Annotated in this window: 16 protein-coding genes; 7 read left to right on the top strand and 9 right to left on the bottom strand. The window is 68.5% G+C overall.

Annotation, left to right across the window (positions count from 1 at the left end; genetic code table 11):
* Window positions 1-855, bottom strand: an 855-nt coding sequence (locus AC1DSC_RS29960; protein ID WP_478131990.1) for an NAD(P) transhydrogenase subunit alpha, incomplete at its 3' end; no start/stop codon positions are given.
* A 417-nt stretch (window positions 856-1272) separates the two neighbouring features.
* Here AC1DSC_RS29960 and AC1DSC_RS29955 point away from each other — a divergent pair.
* The 3 genes from AC1DSC_RS29955 (at window position 1273) to AC1DSC_RS29945 (ending at window position 3008) form a co-directional block, all read left to right on the top strand.
* Window positions 1273-1986: a response regulator transcription factor gene (locus AC1DSC_RS29955; protein WP_012745553.1), complete on the top strand. Its 714-nt coding sequence runs from the start codon at window positions 1273-1275 to the stop codon at window positions 1984-1986.
* A gap of 85 nt (window positions 1987-2071) precedes the next feature.
* Window positions 2072-2506 (top strand): DUF4019 domain-containing protein, encoded by a 435-nt coding sequence (locus tag AC1DSC_RS29950; protein WP_369664057.1) that lies wholly within the window; start codon window positions 2072-2074, stop codon window positions 2504-2506.
* Between the two features lie 22 nt (window positions 2507-2528).
* On the top strand, window positions 2529-3008 hold the full coding sequence (locus AC1DSC_RS29945) for an NUDIX hydrolase (RefSeq protein ID WP_145742672.1): 480 nt from the start codon (window positions 2529-2531) through the stop codon (window positions 3006-3008).
* A 27-nt stretch (window positions 3009-3035) separates the two neighbouring features.
* Here AC1DSC_RS29945 and mnmA read toward each other — a convergent pair whose 3' ends face one another.
* From mnmA to AC1DSC_RS29920, 5 genes are all read right to left on the bottom strand, one after another.
* On the bottom strand, window positions 3036-4139 hold the full coding sequence (gene mnmA, locus AC1DSC_RS29940; RefSeq protein ID WP_369664056.1) for a tRNA 2-thiouridine(34) synthase MnmA: 1104 nt from the start codon (window positions 4137-4139) through the stop codon (window positions 3036-3038).
* 49 nt (window positions 4140-4188) lie between these two features.
* Complete coding sequence (locus AC1DSC_RS29935) at window positions 4189-5175, bottom strand: LLM class flavin-dependent oxidoreductase (protein ID WP_012745549.1); 987 nt, start codon at window positions 5173-5175, stop codon at window positions 4189-4191.
* Between the two features lie 79 nt (window positions 5176-5254).
* Window positions 5255-5854 (bottom strand): DUF6891 domain-containing protein, encoded by a 600-nt coding sequence (locus tag AC1DSC_RS29930; protein ID WP_369664055.1) that lies wholly within the window; start codon window positions 5852-5854, stop codon window positions 5255-5257.
* An 11-nt stretch (window positions 5855-5865) separates the two neighbouring features.
* Window positions 5866-6159: a hypothetical protein gene (locus AC1DSC_RS29925; protein ID WP_307592979.1), complete on the bottom strand. Its 294-nt coding sequence runs from the start codon at window positions 6157-6159 to the stop codon at window positions 5866-5868.
* Window positions 6160-6215: 56 nt separating this feature from the next.
* Window positions 6216-6596, bottom strand: coding sequence for a hypothetical protein (locus tag AC1DSC_RS29920; RefSeq protein WP_012745546.1), 381 nt, complete (start codon window positions 6594-6596; stop codon window positions 6216-6218).
* 355 nt (window positions 6597-6951) lie between these two features.
* On the opposite strand from AC1DSC_RS29920, the gene AC1DSC_RS29915 reads away from it, so the two are divergent.
* Window positions 6952-7665 carry a YebC/PmpR family DNA-binding transcriptional regulator gene (locus AC1DSC_RS29915; RefSeq protein ID WP_012745545.1) on the top strand — a complete coding sequence of 238 codons (714 nt, stop codon included), beginning with the start codon at window positions 6952-6954 and terminating at the stop codon, window positions 7663-7665.
* Window positions 7666-7683: 18 nt separating this feature from the next.
* Window positions 7684-8124 carry a GFA family protein gene (locus AC1DSC_RS29910; RefSeq protein ID WP_018903958.1) on the top strand — a complete coding sequence of 147 codons (441 nt, stop codon included), beginning with the start codon at window positions 7684-7686 and terminating at the stop codon, window positions 8122-8124.
* Window positions 8125-8136: 12 nt separating this feature from the next.
* On the opposite strand, the gene AC1DSC_RS29905 is transcribed toward AC1DSC_RS29910, so the two are convergent.
* A complete protein-coding gene (locus tag AC1DSC_RS29905) occupies window positions 8137-10110 on the bottom strand; it encodes a sensor histidine kinase (protein ID WP_369664054.1) in 1974 nt (657 codons plus the stop codon).
* A gap of 58 nt (window positions 10111-10168) precedes the next feature.
* Window positions 10169-10723, bottom strand: a complete 555-nt coding sequence (gene ssb, locus AC1DSC_RS29900) for a single-stranded DNA-binding protein (RefSeq protein WP_012745542.1) — start codon at window positions 10721-10723, stop codon at window positions 10169-10171.
* Between the two features lie 162 nt (window positions 10724-10885).
* Between ssb and uvrA the strand changes: the two genes are divergently transcribed.
* Both uvrA and AC1DSC_RS29890 read left to right on the top strand, forming a co-directional pair.
* Entirely contained in the window at window positions 10886-14029 is a 3144-nt protein-coding gene (gene uvrA / locus AC1DSC_RS29895) for an excinuclease ABC subunit UvrA (protein WP_012745541.1), read from the top strand.
* Between the two features lie 50 nt (window positions 14030-14079).
* Window positions 14080-14976 (top strand): DMT family transporter, encoded by an 897-nt coding sequence (locus AC1DSC_RS29890; protein ID WP_369664053.1) that lies wholly within the window; start codon window positions 14080-14082, stop codon window positions 14974-14976.
* 8 nt (window positions 14977-14984) lie between these two features.
* Here AC1DSC_RS29890 and AC1DSC_RS29885 read toward each other — a convergent pair whose 3' ends face one another.
* Window positions 14985-15722, bottom strand: coding sequence for a GntR family transcriptional regulator (locus tag AC1DSC_RS29885; protein ID WP_225612860.1), 738 nt, complete (start codon window positions 15720-15722; stop codon window positions 14985-14987).
* Window positions 15723-15726: the final 4 nt, after the last annotated feature.

The following is a 15726-nucleotide window of genomic DNA, read 5'->3' as shown; positions in this document are numbered from 1 at the left end:
GATCACCGAGCCGGGCTTCATGGCCTTGACCATGTCCTCGGTGATGAGCGTGGGCGCGGCGCGTCCGGGAATGAGCGCGGTGCTGATGACGATGTCGGCCAGCGCCACGCGCTTGGCCACCTCGACCTGCTGGCGCGCGAGCCAGCTCGGGGGCATCGGCCGGGCATAGCCGCCGACGCCGACCGCGGCTTCCTTTTCTTCGTCGGTGTCGTAGGACACCTCGATGAACTTGCCGCCCAGCGACTCGATCTGCTCCTTGACGCTCGGGCGCACGTCGGAGGCCTCGATCACCGCCCCCAGGCGCTTGGCGGTGGCAATGGCCTGCAGGCCGGCCACGCCCACGCCCAGGATGACCACGCGCGCGGCCTTCACGGTGCCGGCGGCGGTCATGAGCATCGGGAAGAAGCGCTGGTACTTGTCGGCCGCGATGATCACGGCCTTGTAGCCCGCGATGTTGGCCTGCGAGCTGAGCACGTCCATGCTCTGGGCGCGGGTGGTGCGCGGCGCGGCTTCGAGCGCGAAGGCGGTGAGGCCGGCCGTGGCCAGGCGCTGCAGGCCGGCCGCATCGAAGGGGTTGAGCATGCCGATGACCACGGTGCCGGGCTTCATGAGCGCGGTTTCGGCATCGCTGGGGGTGCGCACCTTGAGCACCATGTCGGCCGCGAAGGCGGCGTTCATGTTGACGATCTCGGCACCGGCGGCCTCGTAGGCGGCATCGGTGACGCTGGCTGCAATGCCAGCCCCGGACTGCACGCGCACGGTGTGCCCGGAAGCGGCCAGTTTCTTCACCGTCTCGGGCGTTACGGCCACGCGGGTTTCGCCGGCCATCGTCTCGGCAGGCACGCCTATCAGCATAGAGATCTCCTCAGGGCAAGGGCAATACGGGAACGCGGCCAGAGCTTACAGCAAGATTACGGCTGCGCTGTCGCCAAAATCCACCGCCTGTTCGCCGCTTGATGACCGTAGTCATTGCATGTGTAGCTATATAAATGGTAGCGAAGCAGGCGGCATCGGGACCTGCAGGCCCGTACATCGGTTGTTTCCCCCGTATCGGGCTCCCATGTTTCGGCGTGCCCGGCCGCCAGGCAGCGGCGTCCGGCAACGCTTGTCGTCAATTAGCGCGCATTTGTTTGCAATTGCCATCAACTCCAAGAAAGATACCTTCATTTCGTGCATTAGTTACGCGAAGCCTTTTTTCCGGAGACGCAGATAGATACACTTCTTTCACTCGAAAGCCCGCAGAGGCAAATTTGGCAGGAAGAAGGGGATGGAATGCGTATTGCAGTACTTGATCACGAGCCCGATCAGCTTCGGCTGATCGCCGAGGCGATGTCGGGGCTCGGCCACGAATGTCACTCGTACACCGAAGGGCGTCCCTTGCTCCAGGCGCTGCGCCGGCAAACCTTCGATCTTCTGATCCTCGAATGGAACCCGCCGGACATGCGCGGCCTCGAGCTCGTGAAGACCGCGCGCAACGAGCTGCGAAGCCGCGCGCCCATTCTTTTCGTGACCACCACGCGCGACGAGACCGCCGTGGTCGAAGGGCTCAATGCGGGCGCCGACGATTTCATGGTCGCGCCGGTGCGCGCCACCGAGCTCGAGGCCCGGGTCAATGCGCTGCTGCGCCGGTCCTATCCCGCGCAGCACGAGACCGAGCTGGTGTTCGGCCCTTATCACTTCTATCCGCCCGCGCGCGTCCTCAAGGTGAATGGCACGCCCGTCGAGCTGAAGAACCGCGAATACGCGCTCGCGCTGTTCCTGTTCCAGAACCTCGGCCGGCTGCTGTCGCGCGAGCACCTGCACGAGGCGGTGTGGGGCGTTGGCACGGCAGCGCTGTCGCGGTCGCTGGACACCCACATCTCCCGCCTGCGGACCAAGCTGGGCCTCGGGCCCGCGAGCGGCTTCCTGCTGCTGGCCATCTATGGGCTGGGCTACCGGCTCGAAGTGGTCGACGCCAGCACGCACCCCGACAGCCTCGCGCGCTGAGGCCCGCCCGGGAATCTCCGCCCCGATACGGGCTCCAAACGGCTTCGGGCCCCTGCCGTGGGGCCGCCCCAAAGGAATGAAGCCGATGAAAGTTCTCACGAGGCTGCTGCTGGCCGCCGTACTGTGCTGGGGCGTCTTCGGCACGGCCGCCGCGCAGGATGTGGAAGCCAGCGACCTGGTGCAGGGCGGCATGCAGGCCATCCGGATGATCGACCAGGGCAGGACCGGCGAGCTCTGGGACGGCGCCACGGCCGCCACCCGCAAGCGCATCGCGCGCACCGACTTCGCCGCCAAGGTTTCCAGCAGCCGTTCCGCGCTGGGCGCGCCGCTGCAGCGCACCTGGGTGGCGGTCAAGCGCCGGGCCGTGGCCGACCCTGATGCCGAGGCGGCCGGACAATATGTCAGCATCGAGTACGAGACCCGCTTCAGCAACAAGCCGGATGGCACACTGCGCGAACTCGTGAGCTTCCATCTCGACAGCGACCGCATCTGGCGCTTCAGCGGCTACGCGCTGCATTAAGTAGTCAAAAGGGCCCAAGACAATGACGACCCCGCGCTGGAAACCCAACGTCACCGTGGCGGCCGTGATCGAACAGGACGGCCGCTTCCTGCTGGTCGAGGAGCACACCGCCCAGGGCCTCAGGCTCAACACCCCGGCGGGACACCTCGACCCGGGCGAATCGCCGATCGAAGGCTGTGCCCGCGAAACGCTCGAGGAAACCGCCCACGCCTTCACGCCCACCGCGCTGGTCGGCATCTACATGGCGCGCTCGAGCCACCGCACGGGCAGCAAGGAAGACGTGACCTACCTGCGCTTTGCCTTTGCCGGCACGCTCGGTGCGCAGGAAGCGGGCCGAGCGCTCGACGAAGGCATCGTGCGCACGGTCTGGATGAGCGCCGACGAGATCCGCGCCAGCGTGCCGCGGCACCGCAGCCCGCTGCTGCTGCAGTGCGTCGAGGACCACCTGGCCGGCAAGCGCTATCCGCTCGACCTGATCCACGTCCACGAATCGGTGCGCTGACGGCTGTCGCGCGCCGCCCTCAGGCGCTCAGACGATGACCCCGCCGCCGAGGCAGCGCTCGCCGTCGTAGAGCACGGCCGACTGCCCCGGCGTGACGGCCCATTGCGGCTCGCCGAAGCGCAGGCTGAAGCCGGCCTCGCCGCCGCCTTCTTCCAGTTCGCAGGCCGCATCGGCCTGGCGGTAGCGCGCCTTCGAGCCGTAGCGGCCCGGCGCGGGCGCGTCGCCCGAGACCCAGCTCGCATCGCCGGCCGCGAGTGCCGAGGACAGCAGCCAGGGATGGTCGTGGCCCTGCACCACCCAGAGCGTGTTCTTCTCGACGTCCTTGCGCGCCACGAACCATGGCGAGTGGTCGCCCGAGCCGCGCTGCGCGCCCTTCTCCTTGACACCGCCGATGCCCAGCCCCTGCCGCTGGCCCAGCGTGTAGAAGCTCAGGCCCTGGTGCTCGCCGAGCTTGCGGCCGCGGTCGTCCTTGATCGGGCCCGGCTCCTTCGAGATGTAGCGGTTGAGGAACTCGCGGAACGGCCGCTCGCCGATGAAGCAGATGCCGGTCGAATCCTTTTTCTTCGCGTTGGGCAGGCCGATCTCTTCCGCGATGCGGCGCACCTCGGTCTTGTGCAGCTCGCCCACGGGGAACAGCGTCTTGGACAGCTGCGCCTGGTTCAGCCGGTGCAGGAAATAGCTCTGGTCCTTGGAGGGGTCGAGCCCCTTGAGCAGCTCGTGCCTGCCCCTGGCCTCGTTCAGCCGCACGCGCGCGTAGTGGCCGGTGGCGATCTTCTCGGCGCCCAGGCGCATCGCGTGGTCGAGGAAGGCCTTGAACTTGATCTCGGCATTGCACAGCACGTCGGGGTTGGGCGTGCGGCCGGCCTTGTATTCGCGCAGGAACTCGGCGAACACGCGGTCCTTGTAGTCGGCCGCGAAGTTGACGTGCTCGATCTCGATGCCCAGCACGTCGGCCACGCTGGCGGCGTCCACGAAGTCGATGTTGGACGAGCAGTATTCGCTGTCGTCGTCGTCTTCCCAGTTCTTCATGAAGATGCCGACCACCTCGTGCCCCTGCTGCTTGAGCAGGTGCGCCGTGACCGCGGAATCGACCCCGCCGCTCAGTCCCACCACGATCCGTTGCTTTGCCATAAGCCCGCCATTGTCCCAGCCCGGCGCCCGGGCGGCCGGCGTGGGGGATTCAGGCCTGGCCGCGCAAGCCGGCCAGCAGCTCGTAGGAGCGCAGCCGCGCCGCGTGGTCGAACACCTGCGAGGTGATCATCAGCTCGTCGGCGCCCGTGCGCTCGATGAAGGCCTGCACGCCTTCGCGCACGCGGGCAGGCGAGCCCACGGCCGAGCACGACAGCACCGAATCGAGCAGCGCGTTCTCCGCCGGGCCGACCTTCTGCCGGTAGCCCTCGACCGGCGGCGGCAGGCGCCCCGGCCGGCCGCTGCGCAGGTTCACGAAGGCCTGCTGCCACGAGGTGGCGCGGAACTCGGCCTCTTCGTCGGTGTCGGCCACGAACACGTTGAAGCCCAGCATCACATGAGGCTTCTGCAGCTGCGCCGAAGGCTTGAAGGTCTCGCGGTAGATCTGGATCGCCTGCATCAGCTGCTGCGGCGCGAAATGCGAGGCAAAGGCGTAGGGCAAGCCCAGGTGCGCGGCCAGCTGGGCGCCGAAGGTGCTCGACCCGAGGATCCACACCGGCACCTCGAGCCCCGCGCCCGGCACTGCGCGCACGGGCTGCTGCGGCGCCTTGGACATGAAGTCCATGAGCTCGACCACGTCCTGCGGGAACTGGTCGGCGTCGGATTCGAGGTTGCGGCGCAGCGCGCGCGCCGTGCGCTGGTCGGAGCCGGGCGCGCGGCCCAGGCCCAGGTCGATGCGCCCCGGATACAGCGACTCCAGCGTGCCGAACTGCTCGGCGATCACCAGCGGCGAATGGTTGGGCAGCATCACGCCGCCGGCACCGATGCGGATCGTCGAGGTGCCGGCGCCCACGTAGGCGAGCAGCACCGCGGTGGCCGCGCTCGCGATGCCCGGCATGCCGTGGTGCTCGGCCAGCCAGTAGCGCCGGTAGCCCAGCTTCTCTCCGTGCTGCGCGAGCGAAAGCGAGTTGCGGAACGACTGCGCGGCGTCGCTGCCTTCGGTGATGGGGGAGAGGTCGAGGATCGAGAACGGAATCATGGGCCGGATGATGGCGCGATCCGGCGATCCCTGCTCGTGCAAGCCATTGCCCGCTCTGCTAGGGCTGGCCGTGGCCCGGCTACGGGCTTCGCTTGCGCCACTGGCCCAGGTCGGCCTCGATGCGCTCGTTGATGTTGCCGCTCCACTGCGCGCCGAAGCCGGCCGCGCGCAGCAGCTCGACGATGCGCCGGCCGACCGCGACGGTGTTGGCCTCGCGCTGGTCGATCTCGGGAATCATGCCGCCGCTGAACGCCAGGTAGAGGCGGCCGGTGCGCACGGCGGTGTCGAGGTCCTGCGCGTGATAGAAGCAGCAGCCGCGAATGCCCGAGGCAAGCCGGCCCGCGGCACGCCACTGCTCGCGCACGTCGTCATGGCCATCGGCCAGCGAGTTGCCGGCGCGGTGCAGCGCAATGATCTTCTCGCTGCGCAGCTGGGCGAACACCGCTTCGAGCCGGTCGTATTCGGTCCGGGCGGGCCACGAAGCCTCGGCGGCGCGCTTGGCGGCGCAGGCGCGCGCGGCCTCGGCCTTGACCCAGGCGCGGTCTTCGGCCGTGAGCTCGTCGGGGTCGAGGTACTCGTCGGTGATCATCCATTCGATGTCGCCGTCGGGATGGAAGCCGCACCACGCCAGGCCGTGAATGCGTTCGCGCGTGTCTTCGGGGTCGAGCGTGAGGGCCATGCGTGCTCGGTTCAACCTGCCAGGCACGCGAAGGCATCGGCTTCGAAGCGGCCGGCGTCGTCTTTCAGAACCAGGGTGCAGCTCACGTTGTGGGTATCTTGCGGATGGGAGGCCACCAAAACCGCGCCGGCCAGCCCCGCCGCGGCGGGCACCATCGTACCGGGCTGCGGCCAAAGCTCGATGTCCGCCCGTGGAGGCGGCGGCCATTTTGTAAGGCGAAAGCATTTGCCTGCGTGGCAAATCAGCCACGCCCGGGCCGCGGGCCTCGCATCCGGGGCGGCGAGCACGGCAAAAAGCCGGCCCATGCTTTCGCATGGCCGGCTTTTTGGAGGATTGGCGCTCGTCGAGCGCCAGGGCCGTTTTACAGCGGCAGAGCGTCGCCGCGGGCAGCAGCGCGGGCTGCGGCGCGCACCGTGGCGCGGTCCACCGTGCTGGCGACGATCGGAGCCACGCCCGACGAGGCGCCTTCGGCGTACGGATCGGCGCTGCGGGCCGCGACGGCGGCTTCTGCGCGGACCGCATCGCGGCTGTTCGACGAAACGAGCACCTGGGCCGGGCCTGCATTGGCGCCGGTGGCGTAGGGGTTGGCGCTGTGCGCGGCAACCACGGCCTGGCTGGCGACGTCGGCGCGGCTGGCGGCCGAGGTCAGCTGATGCACGCCTTCGTAGGTTTCGGCGTGGGCGGCACCGGCGACGGCCATGAGGGCAACAGCAACGGCGGAGAGGATCTTCGAGGCGGTCATTTTGATTTCCTTCAATTCAGTTCAGTTTTGACTTTGGATGATTTCGAACCGGTCTTGGGTGGGTCACCGTCCCATCGGGGGGCGGCCACCTCGCTCGGGGCCCTGTTCACCCAGATCGGCTTGGGGGCCGGTCTGTGAGATGAATTGTGCGCCGTCTTCTACGTAAAAACCCTTAGCAAAAAGAACCACGGCGTTCACGGAAAGGAAACAATCGCACCGCCCAAGCGAGAAACCGGGGCCATGGCGACACCGGCCTTCGCAGATTGGAAAAAGCGGCCGCCCCCAGGCGCTGCGGCTAAAGTAGTTGCCCCAAACGGCCCATCCAGCCACACACACAACACAAGGAACATCAGCCATGGGCGCACAGTGGAAAGCAAAGCACAAGGACCTGGCGGCCAATGCCAAGGGCCGCCTGTTCGGAAAACTGGCCAAGGAAATCATGGTGGCCGCGCGCAGCGGCGCCGATCCGGCCTCCAATGCGCGCCTGCGGCTGGTGGTGGAGCAGGCCCGCAAGGTCTCGATGCCCAAGGACACGCTGGACCGCGCCATCAAGAAGGGTGCGGGGCTCAGCGGCGAGGCGGTGCACTTCGAGCATGTGATCTACGAAGGCTTTGCACCGCACCAGGTGCCCGTGATGGTCGAGTGCCTGACCGACAACGTGAACCGCACCGCGCCTGAAATGCGCGTGCTGTTCCGCAAGGGCCAGCTCGGCACCTCGGGCTCGGTGTCGTGGGACTTCGACCACGTGGGCATGATCGAGGCCGAGCCTTCGCGTGCCGATGCCGATGCCGAAGTCGCCGCCATCGAAGCGGGCGCGCAGGACTTCGAGGCGGCCGGCGAAGGCGGGGCCACGGTGTTCCTGACCGACCCGACCGACCTCGACCTGGTGAGCCGCGCGCTGCCGGCCCAGGGCTTCACCGTGCTGTCGGCCAAGCTGGGCTACAAGCCAAAGAACCCGGTCGATCCGGCCAGCCTCAGCGCGGAGCACCTCGAGGAGGTCGAAGTGTTCCTGGCCGCCATCGATGCGAACGACGACGTGCAGAACGTGTTCGTGGGCCTGGCGGGCTGAGCCGCCGCCTTTCGGTCGATGGACAGTCCGGTGAGCAGCCCCGAGAGCGCGGCCAACCGCACGCTGGCCGGCCGCTGCCTTTGCGGCGCGGTGCGCTACACGGTGGCCGACGCCTTCGCCTATGCGCTGAACTGCCACTGCGCCGACTGCCGGCGCGCGACCGGCTCGGCCTTCAAGCCCTTCGCCGGCATCGAGCGGCACAAGCTGGCCATTGCACAGGGCCAGGACGAACTCCTGGTCTTCGGCAAAGAAGACGCGGGCGACGTGCACTGCCGCCATTGCGGCTCGCTGCTCTACTCGGTGGTGCGCGATGGCCTGTTCGTGCATGTGACGCTGGGCACGCTGGTGGACGCCCCTTCGATCCGCCCGCGTGCGCACATCTTCGTGGGCTCGAAGGCGCCCTGGTTCACGATCACCGACGACCTGCCCCAATACGCGGGCCACGCCGACGCCGATTGAGCCTCCGGCCTGCTACGCCGACCGCCCGCCGCGCTGGAGCGGCAGCCAGAGCGTGAACAGCGTGCCTCCGGGCCCCGAGCGCCACGACACCTCGCCCCCGACGGCCTGCGCCCGGCGCTGCTGGTTCTGCATGCCGCGCCCGCCGGCACCGGCCAGGGCCTTCTCGACGTTGAAGCCCTGGCCGTTGTCCTCGATGCTCACCCGCACGCCCGATGCCTGGCGCTCGGTGGCCACCCGGATCTCGGTGGCGCGCGTATGGCGCAGCACGTTGGCGATGCTCTCCTGCACGATGCGCAGGATGTGCAGCGCGCTGGTCGGGTCGAGCCAGTCCAGCGCCGGCAGCTCCTGCACCTGCCATTGCAGCGCCACGCCCGAGCTCTCGAGCCGCGGGCCGAGCCGGTAGCGCAGCGTGGCCAGCAGCAGCAGCAGGTCGTCCTCGAGCGGCTCCATCGAATCAATGGTGAGCTTGAGGTCGTCCAGGCAGCTCTTGAGCACCTGCGAGACCTTGTCGTCGCTCATGCTGCCGCCCTCCACGGAGCGGATGGCGCTGATCAGCGAGGAGCCCAGGCCGTCGTGCATGTCCTGCATGAGGCGCTGGCGCTCGTCGCTGATGGTCTGCTTCCTCTCGACCTCGCGCAGCCGCCGGTGGCTGAGCTCGAGCTCGGCTTCGCGGGCCGCAAGGCGCTGGGCCAGGCTGGCGTTGACGCGCTCGACCTCGGCAATGGCATTGACGTAGCGCCGGTACAGCAGCACCCCGAACACGCTGAAGGTGACGGCGTTGGTGTAGGCGCCCAGGTACCAGCCCTCGGGGCTCACGAAATTGTTCTGCAGCAGCCAGTCGGACACCCCCAGCAGCACGCACACGCCGATGCCCACGGCCACCAGCCGCCCCTCGCCGGAGCGGCGCCAGGCACTGATGCCGCCCACCAGCGCAACGGCGACCCCCATCAGCGCCGCGCCCAGGTAGATCAGCGGCGTGACCTGCGGCGTGTTCCTCAGGATCGCCAGGCCCGGCAGCGTCAGCACGCCGGTCAGCACCGTCCACGCCACCACCGCGCCGGTGAACCACCGCAGCGGTCGGCCGTGCAGCTGGCGCAGCGCGAAGTGCACCACCGCCACCAGCCAGAACAGCGAGTTGACCGTGAGCCAGGCGAACCAGTCGTTGGCGACCGGAACGCCGACATAGAAATGCAGGCTGCGCAGGAAGGACGTGGTCGCCAGGTTGAAGAAGAGCAGGTAGCCGGTTTCGTGGCTCCGCCTGAACCACACGAACAGCGCGAACACGCCCACCGCCATGAAGGCCGTGCTGAGCATGGCCGGCAGCTCCTGCTGCAGCCACTGCCGCATGCGGTAGCGCGGCTCCAGCGCTTCGGCGGGCCCGAGCCACAGCGACGAAACCGCCACCTGCGCGCCGCGCGTGTGCTCCATCCGCACCAGGATCTCGTCCAGCGGCGCGCCGTCGGTCGTCTTGCCCAGCAGCACCCACAGCGGCGTGCGGGTGCTGTTCCACAGCGGCCCCTGCACCTGCGCGCGGTGGACCTGCCGCCCGTTGGCATATACCGCGATGGTGCCGTCGGTCTTGATGCGCGCGCCGTAGAGCGCGAGCGGCGCCTGCGTGTCGGGCAGGCCGCGCGTGGAGATCCGCAGCCAGGTGATGCGGGTCGCACCCGCCGATGCACTGCCGTCGGCCTGGCGCAGCAGCGCAATGGGCAGCGCCAGCGGCAGTTCGACCGGTTGCCAGGCGGGAGGCAGGGCCTTGCTGTCCACGGCAAGCGGCAGTGCACGGAAGCCGGGTGCGTCCTGCACCTGCCAGTCGGCCTGCGTCAGGTGCAGCGCCGCGTTGTGCTGCGCAGCGCTGGTGCCGAAAAAGGCGGCCATGGCCACCAGCAGCGCCACGGACGCGGCGAGCACCACGTTCGCCCAGAACGAGGCAAAGCGGTATCTGGAGAAATGTTCGAGCAGCCGGCGCGCAGATCCGAGGCTCATGCGAGGCTCATCCGCGTGCGGCCTGCCCGGTCCGGCTCAGGAAACGGTGCGATTCAGCTCAGAACGGAATGTCGTCGTCCATGTCGTCGAAGCCCGACGACGACTTGGCCGGAGCCTGGCGCGGTGCCGGCGCCGGAGCGCGCGGTGCCGCGGCCGGTGCGCGGGGGGCATAGCCGCCGCCGCCGCCACCGCCGGCGCCTTGCGAGTAGCCGCCGCCACCGCCGCCCTGCGAATAGCCGCCGTCGTCCTCGGGACCGCCCGAGGGGCCGCCCTGGCCCTGGCGGCTGCCCAGCATCTGCATCTGGTCGGCGCGGATTTCGGTGGTGTATTTCTCGATGCCGTCCTTGTCGGTCCACTTGCGCGTGCGCAGGCTGCCTTCGACGTACACCTGCGAGCCCTTGCGCAGGTACTGGCCGGCGATTTCGGCCAGGCGGCCGTTGAAGACGATGCGGTGCCACTCGGTGGCTTCGCGCATTTCGCCGCTTTGCTTGTCTTTCCAGCGATCGGTGGTGGCCACGGTGACGTTCGCGACCTGGTCGCCGCTCGGGAAGGTACGCATTTCGGGGTCGCGCCCCAGATTGCCGACGACGATGACTTTGTTGACCGATGCCATATGCACTGCCCCTGATAAGTGGATGAAGGAGAAGGAAGAAAAGAACCCTAGATTGTGCCCGATGCCGGCGCCCCGGGCGCCCCCGCCGGGCCCCGCCGAAGCACCGCCTGCTTGAAACCGCCGCAACCCGCCCGCTCGCCATGAAATGGCGCTCGGACTATCATGTCCGGTTGCCCTCGGACGATCGCCCCCTTGAATTCCAAAGCCATTGAATACGCCGACGACGGCGCGCAGCGCGCACGCGACGCGGAACTCGAACGCGACACCTACCTCGGCGCGGTGCTCGCGCAGCAGCGCATCAGCATCCGCGGTGCGCGCACCCACAACCTGAAGAATGTCGACCTCGACATTCCGCGCAACAAGCTGGTGGTGATCACCGGCCTGTCGGGCTCGGGCAAATCGAGCCTGGCCTTCGACACGCTGTATGCCGAAGGCCAGCGGCGCTATGTGGAAAGCCTCTCGGCCTATGCGCGGCAGTTCCTGCAGCTCATGGACAAGCCCGACGTCGACGTGATCGAGGGCCTGTCGCCCGCCATCAGCATCGAGCAGAAGGCCACCAGCCACAACCCGCGCTCCACCGTGGGCACGGTGACCGAGATCCACGACTACCTGCGCCTCTTGTACGCCCGCGCCGGCACGCCCTACTGCCCCGACCACCACCTGCCGCTGCAGGCGCAGACCGTGTCGCAGATGGTCGATGCCACGCTCGCGATTCCCGACGAGCCACGGCTGATGATCCTCGCGCCCGTCGCGCGCGAGAAGAAGGGCGAATTCCTCGAGCTCTTCGCCGAGATGCAGGCCGCGGGCTACGTGCGTTTCCGTGTCGACGGCCAGACCTACGAATACAACGACCTGCCCAAGCTCAAGAAGACCGAGAAGCACGACATCGACGTGGTGATCGACCGTCTGCGTGCGCGCCCCGACATGCAGCAGCGCCTGGCCGAGAGCTTCGAGGCGGCGCTGCGGCTGGCCGAAGGCCGCGCGATCGCGCTGGAACTGGGCGCAAGGCCGGAAGGCAGCGCCGATGGCACTGCGGGCGCGCCCGACAAGGAGCACCTGTTCAACGCCAAGTTCGCCTGCCCGATCTGCCACTACTCGCTGTCGGAGCTGGAGCCGCGCCTCTTTTCGTTCAACTCGCCCGTGGGCGCCTGCCCGAGCTGCGACGGCCTCGGCCACCGCGAGGTGTTCGACCCGGCGCGCGTGGTCGCCTTCCCCTCGCTCTCGCTCGCGAGCGGCGCCATCAAGGGCTGGGACCGCCGCAACGGCTACTACTTCAGCATGATCGAGAGCGTTGCGAAGCACTACAAGTTCGACGTCGACGCGCCCTTCGAATCCTTGCCCGCCTCGGTGCAGCAGGTGCTGCTGCACGGCTCGGCGGCCGAGGAGATCAAGTTCAACTACACCATGGAGTCGGGCAACTTCGCGGGCAAGAAGCTCACGAAGAAGCACCCCTTCGAGGGGATCATCCCGAACATGGCGCGGCGCTACCGCGAGACCGATTCGGTGATGGTGCGCGAAGACCTCGCGCGCTTTCGCAACCTGCAGCCGTGTCCCGACTGCGGCGGCTCGCGGCTGCGGCCTGAAGCGCGCAACGTGTTCCTGGTCGATGAATCGGCCCGGCCCGCGGACGGCGGCGAGCCGCCGCGCATGGCGATCTTCGAATTGAGCCACCTGACCTTGCGCGATTCGCTCGCCTGGTTCCAGACGCTCAAGCTGCGCGGCGCCAAGGCCGACATCGCCGACAAGGTGGTGCGCGAGATCGGCCTGCGCCTCAAGTTCCTGAACGACGTGGGCCTCAATTACCTGAGCCTGGACCGCAGCGCCGAGACGCTCTCGGGCGGCGAGGCGCAGCGCATCCGGCTGGCCTCGCAGATCGGCTCGGGCCTGACGGGCGTGATGTACGTGCTCGACGAGCCCAGCATCGGCCTGCACCAGCGCGACAACGACCGGCTGATCGGCACGCTCAAGCATCTGCGCGACATCGGCAACAGCGTGATCGTGGTCGAGCACGACGAGGACATGATCCACGCCGCCGACCACGTGATCGACATGGGCCCGGGCGCGGGCATCCACGGCGGGCGCGTGATGGCGCAGGGCAGCTACGCCCAGGTGGCGGCCAACCCCGATTCGCTGACCGGCCAATACCTTTCCGGCACGAAGAAGATCGAAGTGCCCAAGCGCCGCACCGCCTGGCTGCCGGTCGTGAAGAAGCCCGCTTTCAACGAAGGCAAGAAGGCCTCGCGCTTTCCGCCGAGCCCCGCGGCCGAGCGGCGCGCCGCGCGCGAAGCGGCGCACCTGGCCTCGCAGACCGACCTGCAGGAAATCCGCGTGGTCGGCGCCACCGGCAACAACCTCAAGAACGTGAGCGTGGCCTTCCCGGTCGGCCTGCTGACCTGCGTGACGGGCGTCTCGGGCTCGGGCAAGTCGACGCTGGTGAACGACACGCTCTACACCGCCGTGGCGCGCACGCTCTACCGCGCGCACGAGGAGCCGGCCGCGCATGAATCGGTCGAGGGCATCGAGTATTTCGACAAAGTCATCAACGTCGACCAAAGCCCCATCGGCCGCACGCCGCGCAGCAACCCGGCCACCTACACGGGACTGTTCACGCCGATCCGCGAGCTGATGGCCGAGACCAACACCGCGCGCGAACGCGGCTACGGCCCGGGCCGCTTCAGCTTCAACGTGGCGGGCGGGCGCTGCGAGGCCTGCCAGGGCGACGGCGTGGTGAAGGTCGAGATGCACTTCCTGCCCGACGTGTACGTGCCCTGCGAGGTGTGCCACGGCCAGCGCTACAACCGCGAGACGCTCGAGGTTCTGTACAAGGGAAAGAACATCGCGCAGATCCTCGAGATGACGGTGGAGACCGCGCACGAATTTTTGAAGGCCGTGCCGACCATCGAGCGCAAGCTGCGCACGCTGCTGGACGTGGGCCTCAGCTACATCAAGCTCGGCCAGTCGGCCACCACGCTCTCGGGCGGCGAGGCGCAGCGCGTGAAGCTGGCGCTCGAGCTCAGCAAGCGCGACACCGGCCGCACGCTCTACATCCTCGACGAGCCGACCACCGGCCTGCACTTTGCCGACATCGAGCTGCTGCTCAAGGTGCTGCACCAGCTGCGCGACGCGGGCAACACCATCGTCGTGATCGAGCACAACCTGGACGTCATCAAGACGGCCGACTGGCTGATCGACATGGGCCCCGAGGGCGGTGCCGGCGGCGGCACGGTGGTGGGCGAAGGCACGCCCGAGGACATCGCGGCCAACGAGGCGAGCCACACGGGGCGCTACCTCAAGCGGCTGCTGTAGCCGGGCCTGCTCCCAGCACGAACGCGCGGGCCGCGCCACAATCGCGGCCCATGCCTTCCTTCACGCCGCGCCAGTTCGTCCTGCTCGTTCTCCTCACGCTTGCATGGGGCCTCAACTGGCCCGTGATGAAGCTCGGCGTGGCGGACTATCCGCCGCTGGCCTTCCGCGCGATCTCGATCTGGCTCGGCGTGCCGGTGCTGGGGCTTGCGCTGGCGTGGATGAAGGTGCCGTTCCACGTGCCGCGCCGCGCATGGCCCGAGCTGGTCTGGCTGGGCGCCACCAACATGTTCATCTGGCACGCCTGCATCATCCTCGCGGTGAAGGCGCTCTCGGGCGGGCGCGCCGCGATCCTGGGCTACACCATGCCGGTGTTCTCGGCGGTGATCGGGGCGCTGCTGTTCTCAGCCGTGCTCACGCGGCGCTCATGGGTGGGCGTGGGCGCCTGCGCAGTCGGCGTGGGGCTCCTGCTGTGGCACGAGCTCACCGACCTTGCCGGGCGGCCCGGCTACGTGGCGCTCGCACTGGTGGCGGCCGCCACATGGGCGCTGGGCACGCAGCTGCTGCGCCACTCGCGCATCGGGCTGCCGACGCTCACGCTCTCGTTCTGGATGACGGCGATGACGGCCGTGGTGATGACGGTGCTGTCGCTGCTGTTCGAGCGCGGCCCATGGCGCTGGCCCGGCCCCGTGACCTGGGGATCGATCGCCTACAACGCGGTGCTGATCTTCGGCTTTGCGCATGCCGCATGGTTCTACCTCGCGCGCGGCCTGCCGCCGGTGGCCTCGACCCTGAGCGTGATGTTCATTCCGGTGCTGGGCGTGTTCAGCGGCGCGGTGTGGCTCGGCGAGGTGGTGCACTGGCAGGACTGGGTGGCCGTCGCGCTGATGATGGTGGCCATTGCCTCGGTGCTCTGGCCCTCGCGCAGCGCCGCCAAGGCCAAGGCCTGAAGAAGAAATCAGGTGGTCGTTTGCACGTGCAGGCGGCTGGTCTTGCAGCGGTGCAGCGCGCGGTAGTGCTCCAGCGGCCGGCCGTTGGCGCCGTAGGCAATCGACTCGATGCGCAGCAGCGGCTCGGGCTGCGGCAGGTCGAGCAGCCTGCAGGTCTCGGCATCGGGCAGCACCGCGTCGATCCAGCGCTCGGCGCGCACCAGGCGCAGGCCGTACTGGCGGCGCAGCACGTCGTAGAGCGAGCGGTCCTCGAGCCGCGCGCGGTGCAGGCCGGGCGCCAGGTCCGCCGGCACTGCCGTCTCTACCAGCAGGCGCAGCTCGCCATCCACGCTGCGCAGGCGCTTGAGGGCCACCACCTGCGTGTCGTCGGCCAGGCCCAGCGATGCGGCTTCGTGCTCGGTGGGTGCGCGCAGTTCCTGAGCGAGGATCTGCGTGCGCACCGAGCGGCCCTTGCGCTCCATTTCGTCGGAGAAGCCGAGCACGGTGGAGACGAAATCCTCGTCGCGTTCGCGCGCCGATACAAAGGCGCCGCGGCCCTTGATCTTGTAGATGAGGTTGTTGCGCACCAGGTCGGCCAAGGCCTCGCGCACCACGATGCGCGAAATGCCGAACTGCTCGCCGAGCTCCGCCTCCGAAGGCAGCTTGGCGCCAATGGGCAGCACGCCCTGCAGTATCTGCAGGCGGATGGCGTCGCGGAACTGCGCCCACAGCGGCGATTCGGAATTGCGGTCGAGCACGGTCGACATGTCG

This window comes from Variovorax sp. 01N425 (assembly GCF_056399465.1).
This window is presented reverse-complemented; position numbering and strand designations above follow the sequence as displayed.

What these genes read in the sequence shown, in the direction of transcription:
- AC1DSC_RS29920 (WP_012745546.1), bottom strand. Translation starts at nt 6,596, where the DNA reads ATGACCGCCTCGAAGATCCTCTCCGCCGTTGCTGTTGCCCTCATGGCC.
- AC1DSC_RS29890 (WP_369664053.1), top strand. Translation starts at nt 14,080, where the DNA reads ATGCCTTCCTTCACGCCGCGCCAGTTCGTCCTGCTCGTTCTCCTCACG.
- AC1DSC_RS29950 (WP_369664057.1), top strand. Translation starts at nt 2,072, where the DNA reads ATGAAAGTTCTCACGAGGCTGCTGCTGGCCGCCGTACTGTGCTGGGGC.
- mnmA (WP_369664056.1), bottom strand. Translation starts at nt 4,139, where the DNA reads ATGGCAAAGCAACGGATCGTGGTGGGACTGAGCGGCGGGGTCGATTCC.
- AC1DSC_RS29915 (WP_012745545.1), top strand. Translation starts at nt 6,952, where the DNA reads ATGGGCGCACAGTGGAAAGCAAAGCACAAGGACCTGGCGGCCAATGCC.
- ssb (WP_012745542.1), bottom strand. Translation starts at nt 10,723, where the DNA reads ATGGCATCGGTCAACAAAGTCATCGTCGTCGGCAATCTGGGGCGCGAC.
- AC1DSC_RS29925 (WP_307592979.1), bottom strand. Translation starts at nt 6,159, where the DNA reads ATGGGCCGGCTTTTTGCCGTGCTCGCCGCCCCGGATGCGAGGCCCGCG.
- uvrA (WP_012745541.1), top strand. Translation starts at nt 10,886, where the DNA reads ATGTCCGGTTGCCCTCGGACGATCGCCCCCTTGAATTCCAAAGCCATT.
- AC1DSC_RS29935 (WP_012745549.1), bottom strand. Translation starts at nt 5,175, where the DNA reads ATGATTCCGTTCTCGATCCTCGACCTCTCCCCCATCACCGAAGGCAGC.
- AC1DSC_RS29930 (WP_369664055.1), bottom strand. Translation starts at nt 5,854, where the DNA reads ATGGCCCTCACGCTCGACCCCGAAGACACGCGCGAACGCATTCACGGC.
- AC1DSC_RS29905 (WP_369664054.1), bottom strand. Translation starts at nt 10,110, where the DNA reads ATGAGCCTCGGATCTGCGCGCCGGCTGCTCGAACATTTCTCCAGATAC.
- AC1DSC_RS29885 (WP_225612860.1), bottom strand. Translation starts at nt 15,722, where the DNA reads ATGTCGACCGTGCTCGACCGCAATTCCGAATCGCCGCTGTGGGCGCAG.
- AC1DSC_RS29945 (WP_145742672.1), top strand. Translation starts at nt 2,529, where the DNA reads ATGACGACCCCGCGCTGGAAACCCAACGTCACCGTGGCGGCCGTGATC.
- AC1DSC_RS29910 (WP_018903958.1), top strand. Translation starts at nt 7,684, where the DNA reads ATGGACAGTCCGGTGAGCAGCCCCGAGAGCGCGGCCAACCGCACGCTG.
- AC1DSC_RS29955 (WP_012745553.1), top strand. Translation starts at nt 1,273, where the DNA reads ATGCGTATTGCAGTACTTGATCACGAGCCCGATCAGCTTCGGCTGATC.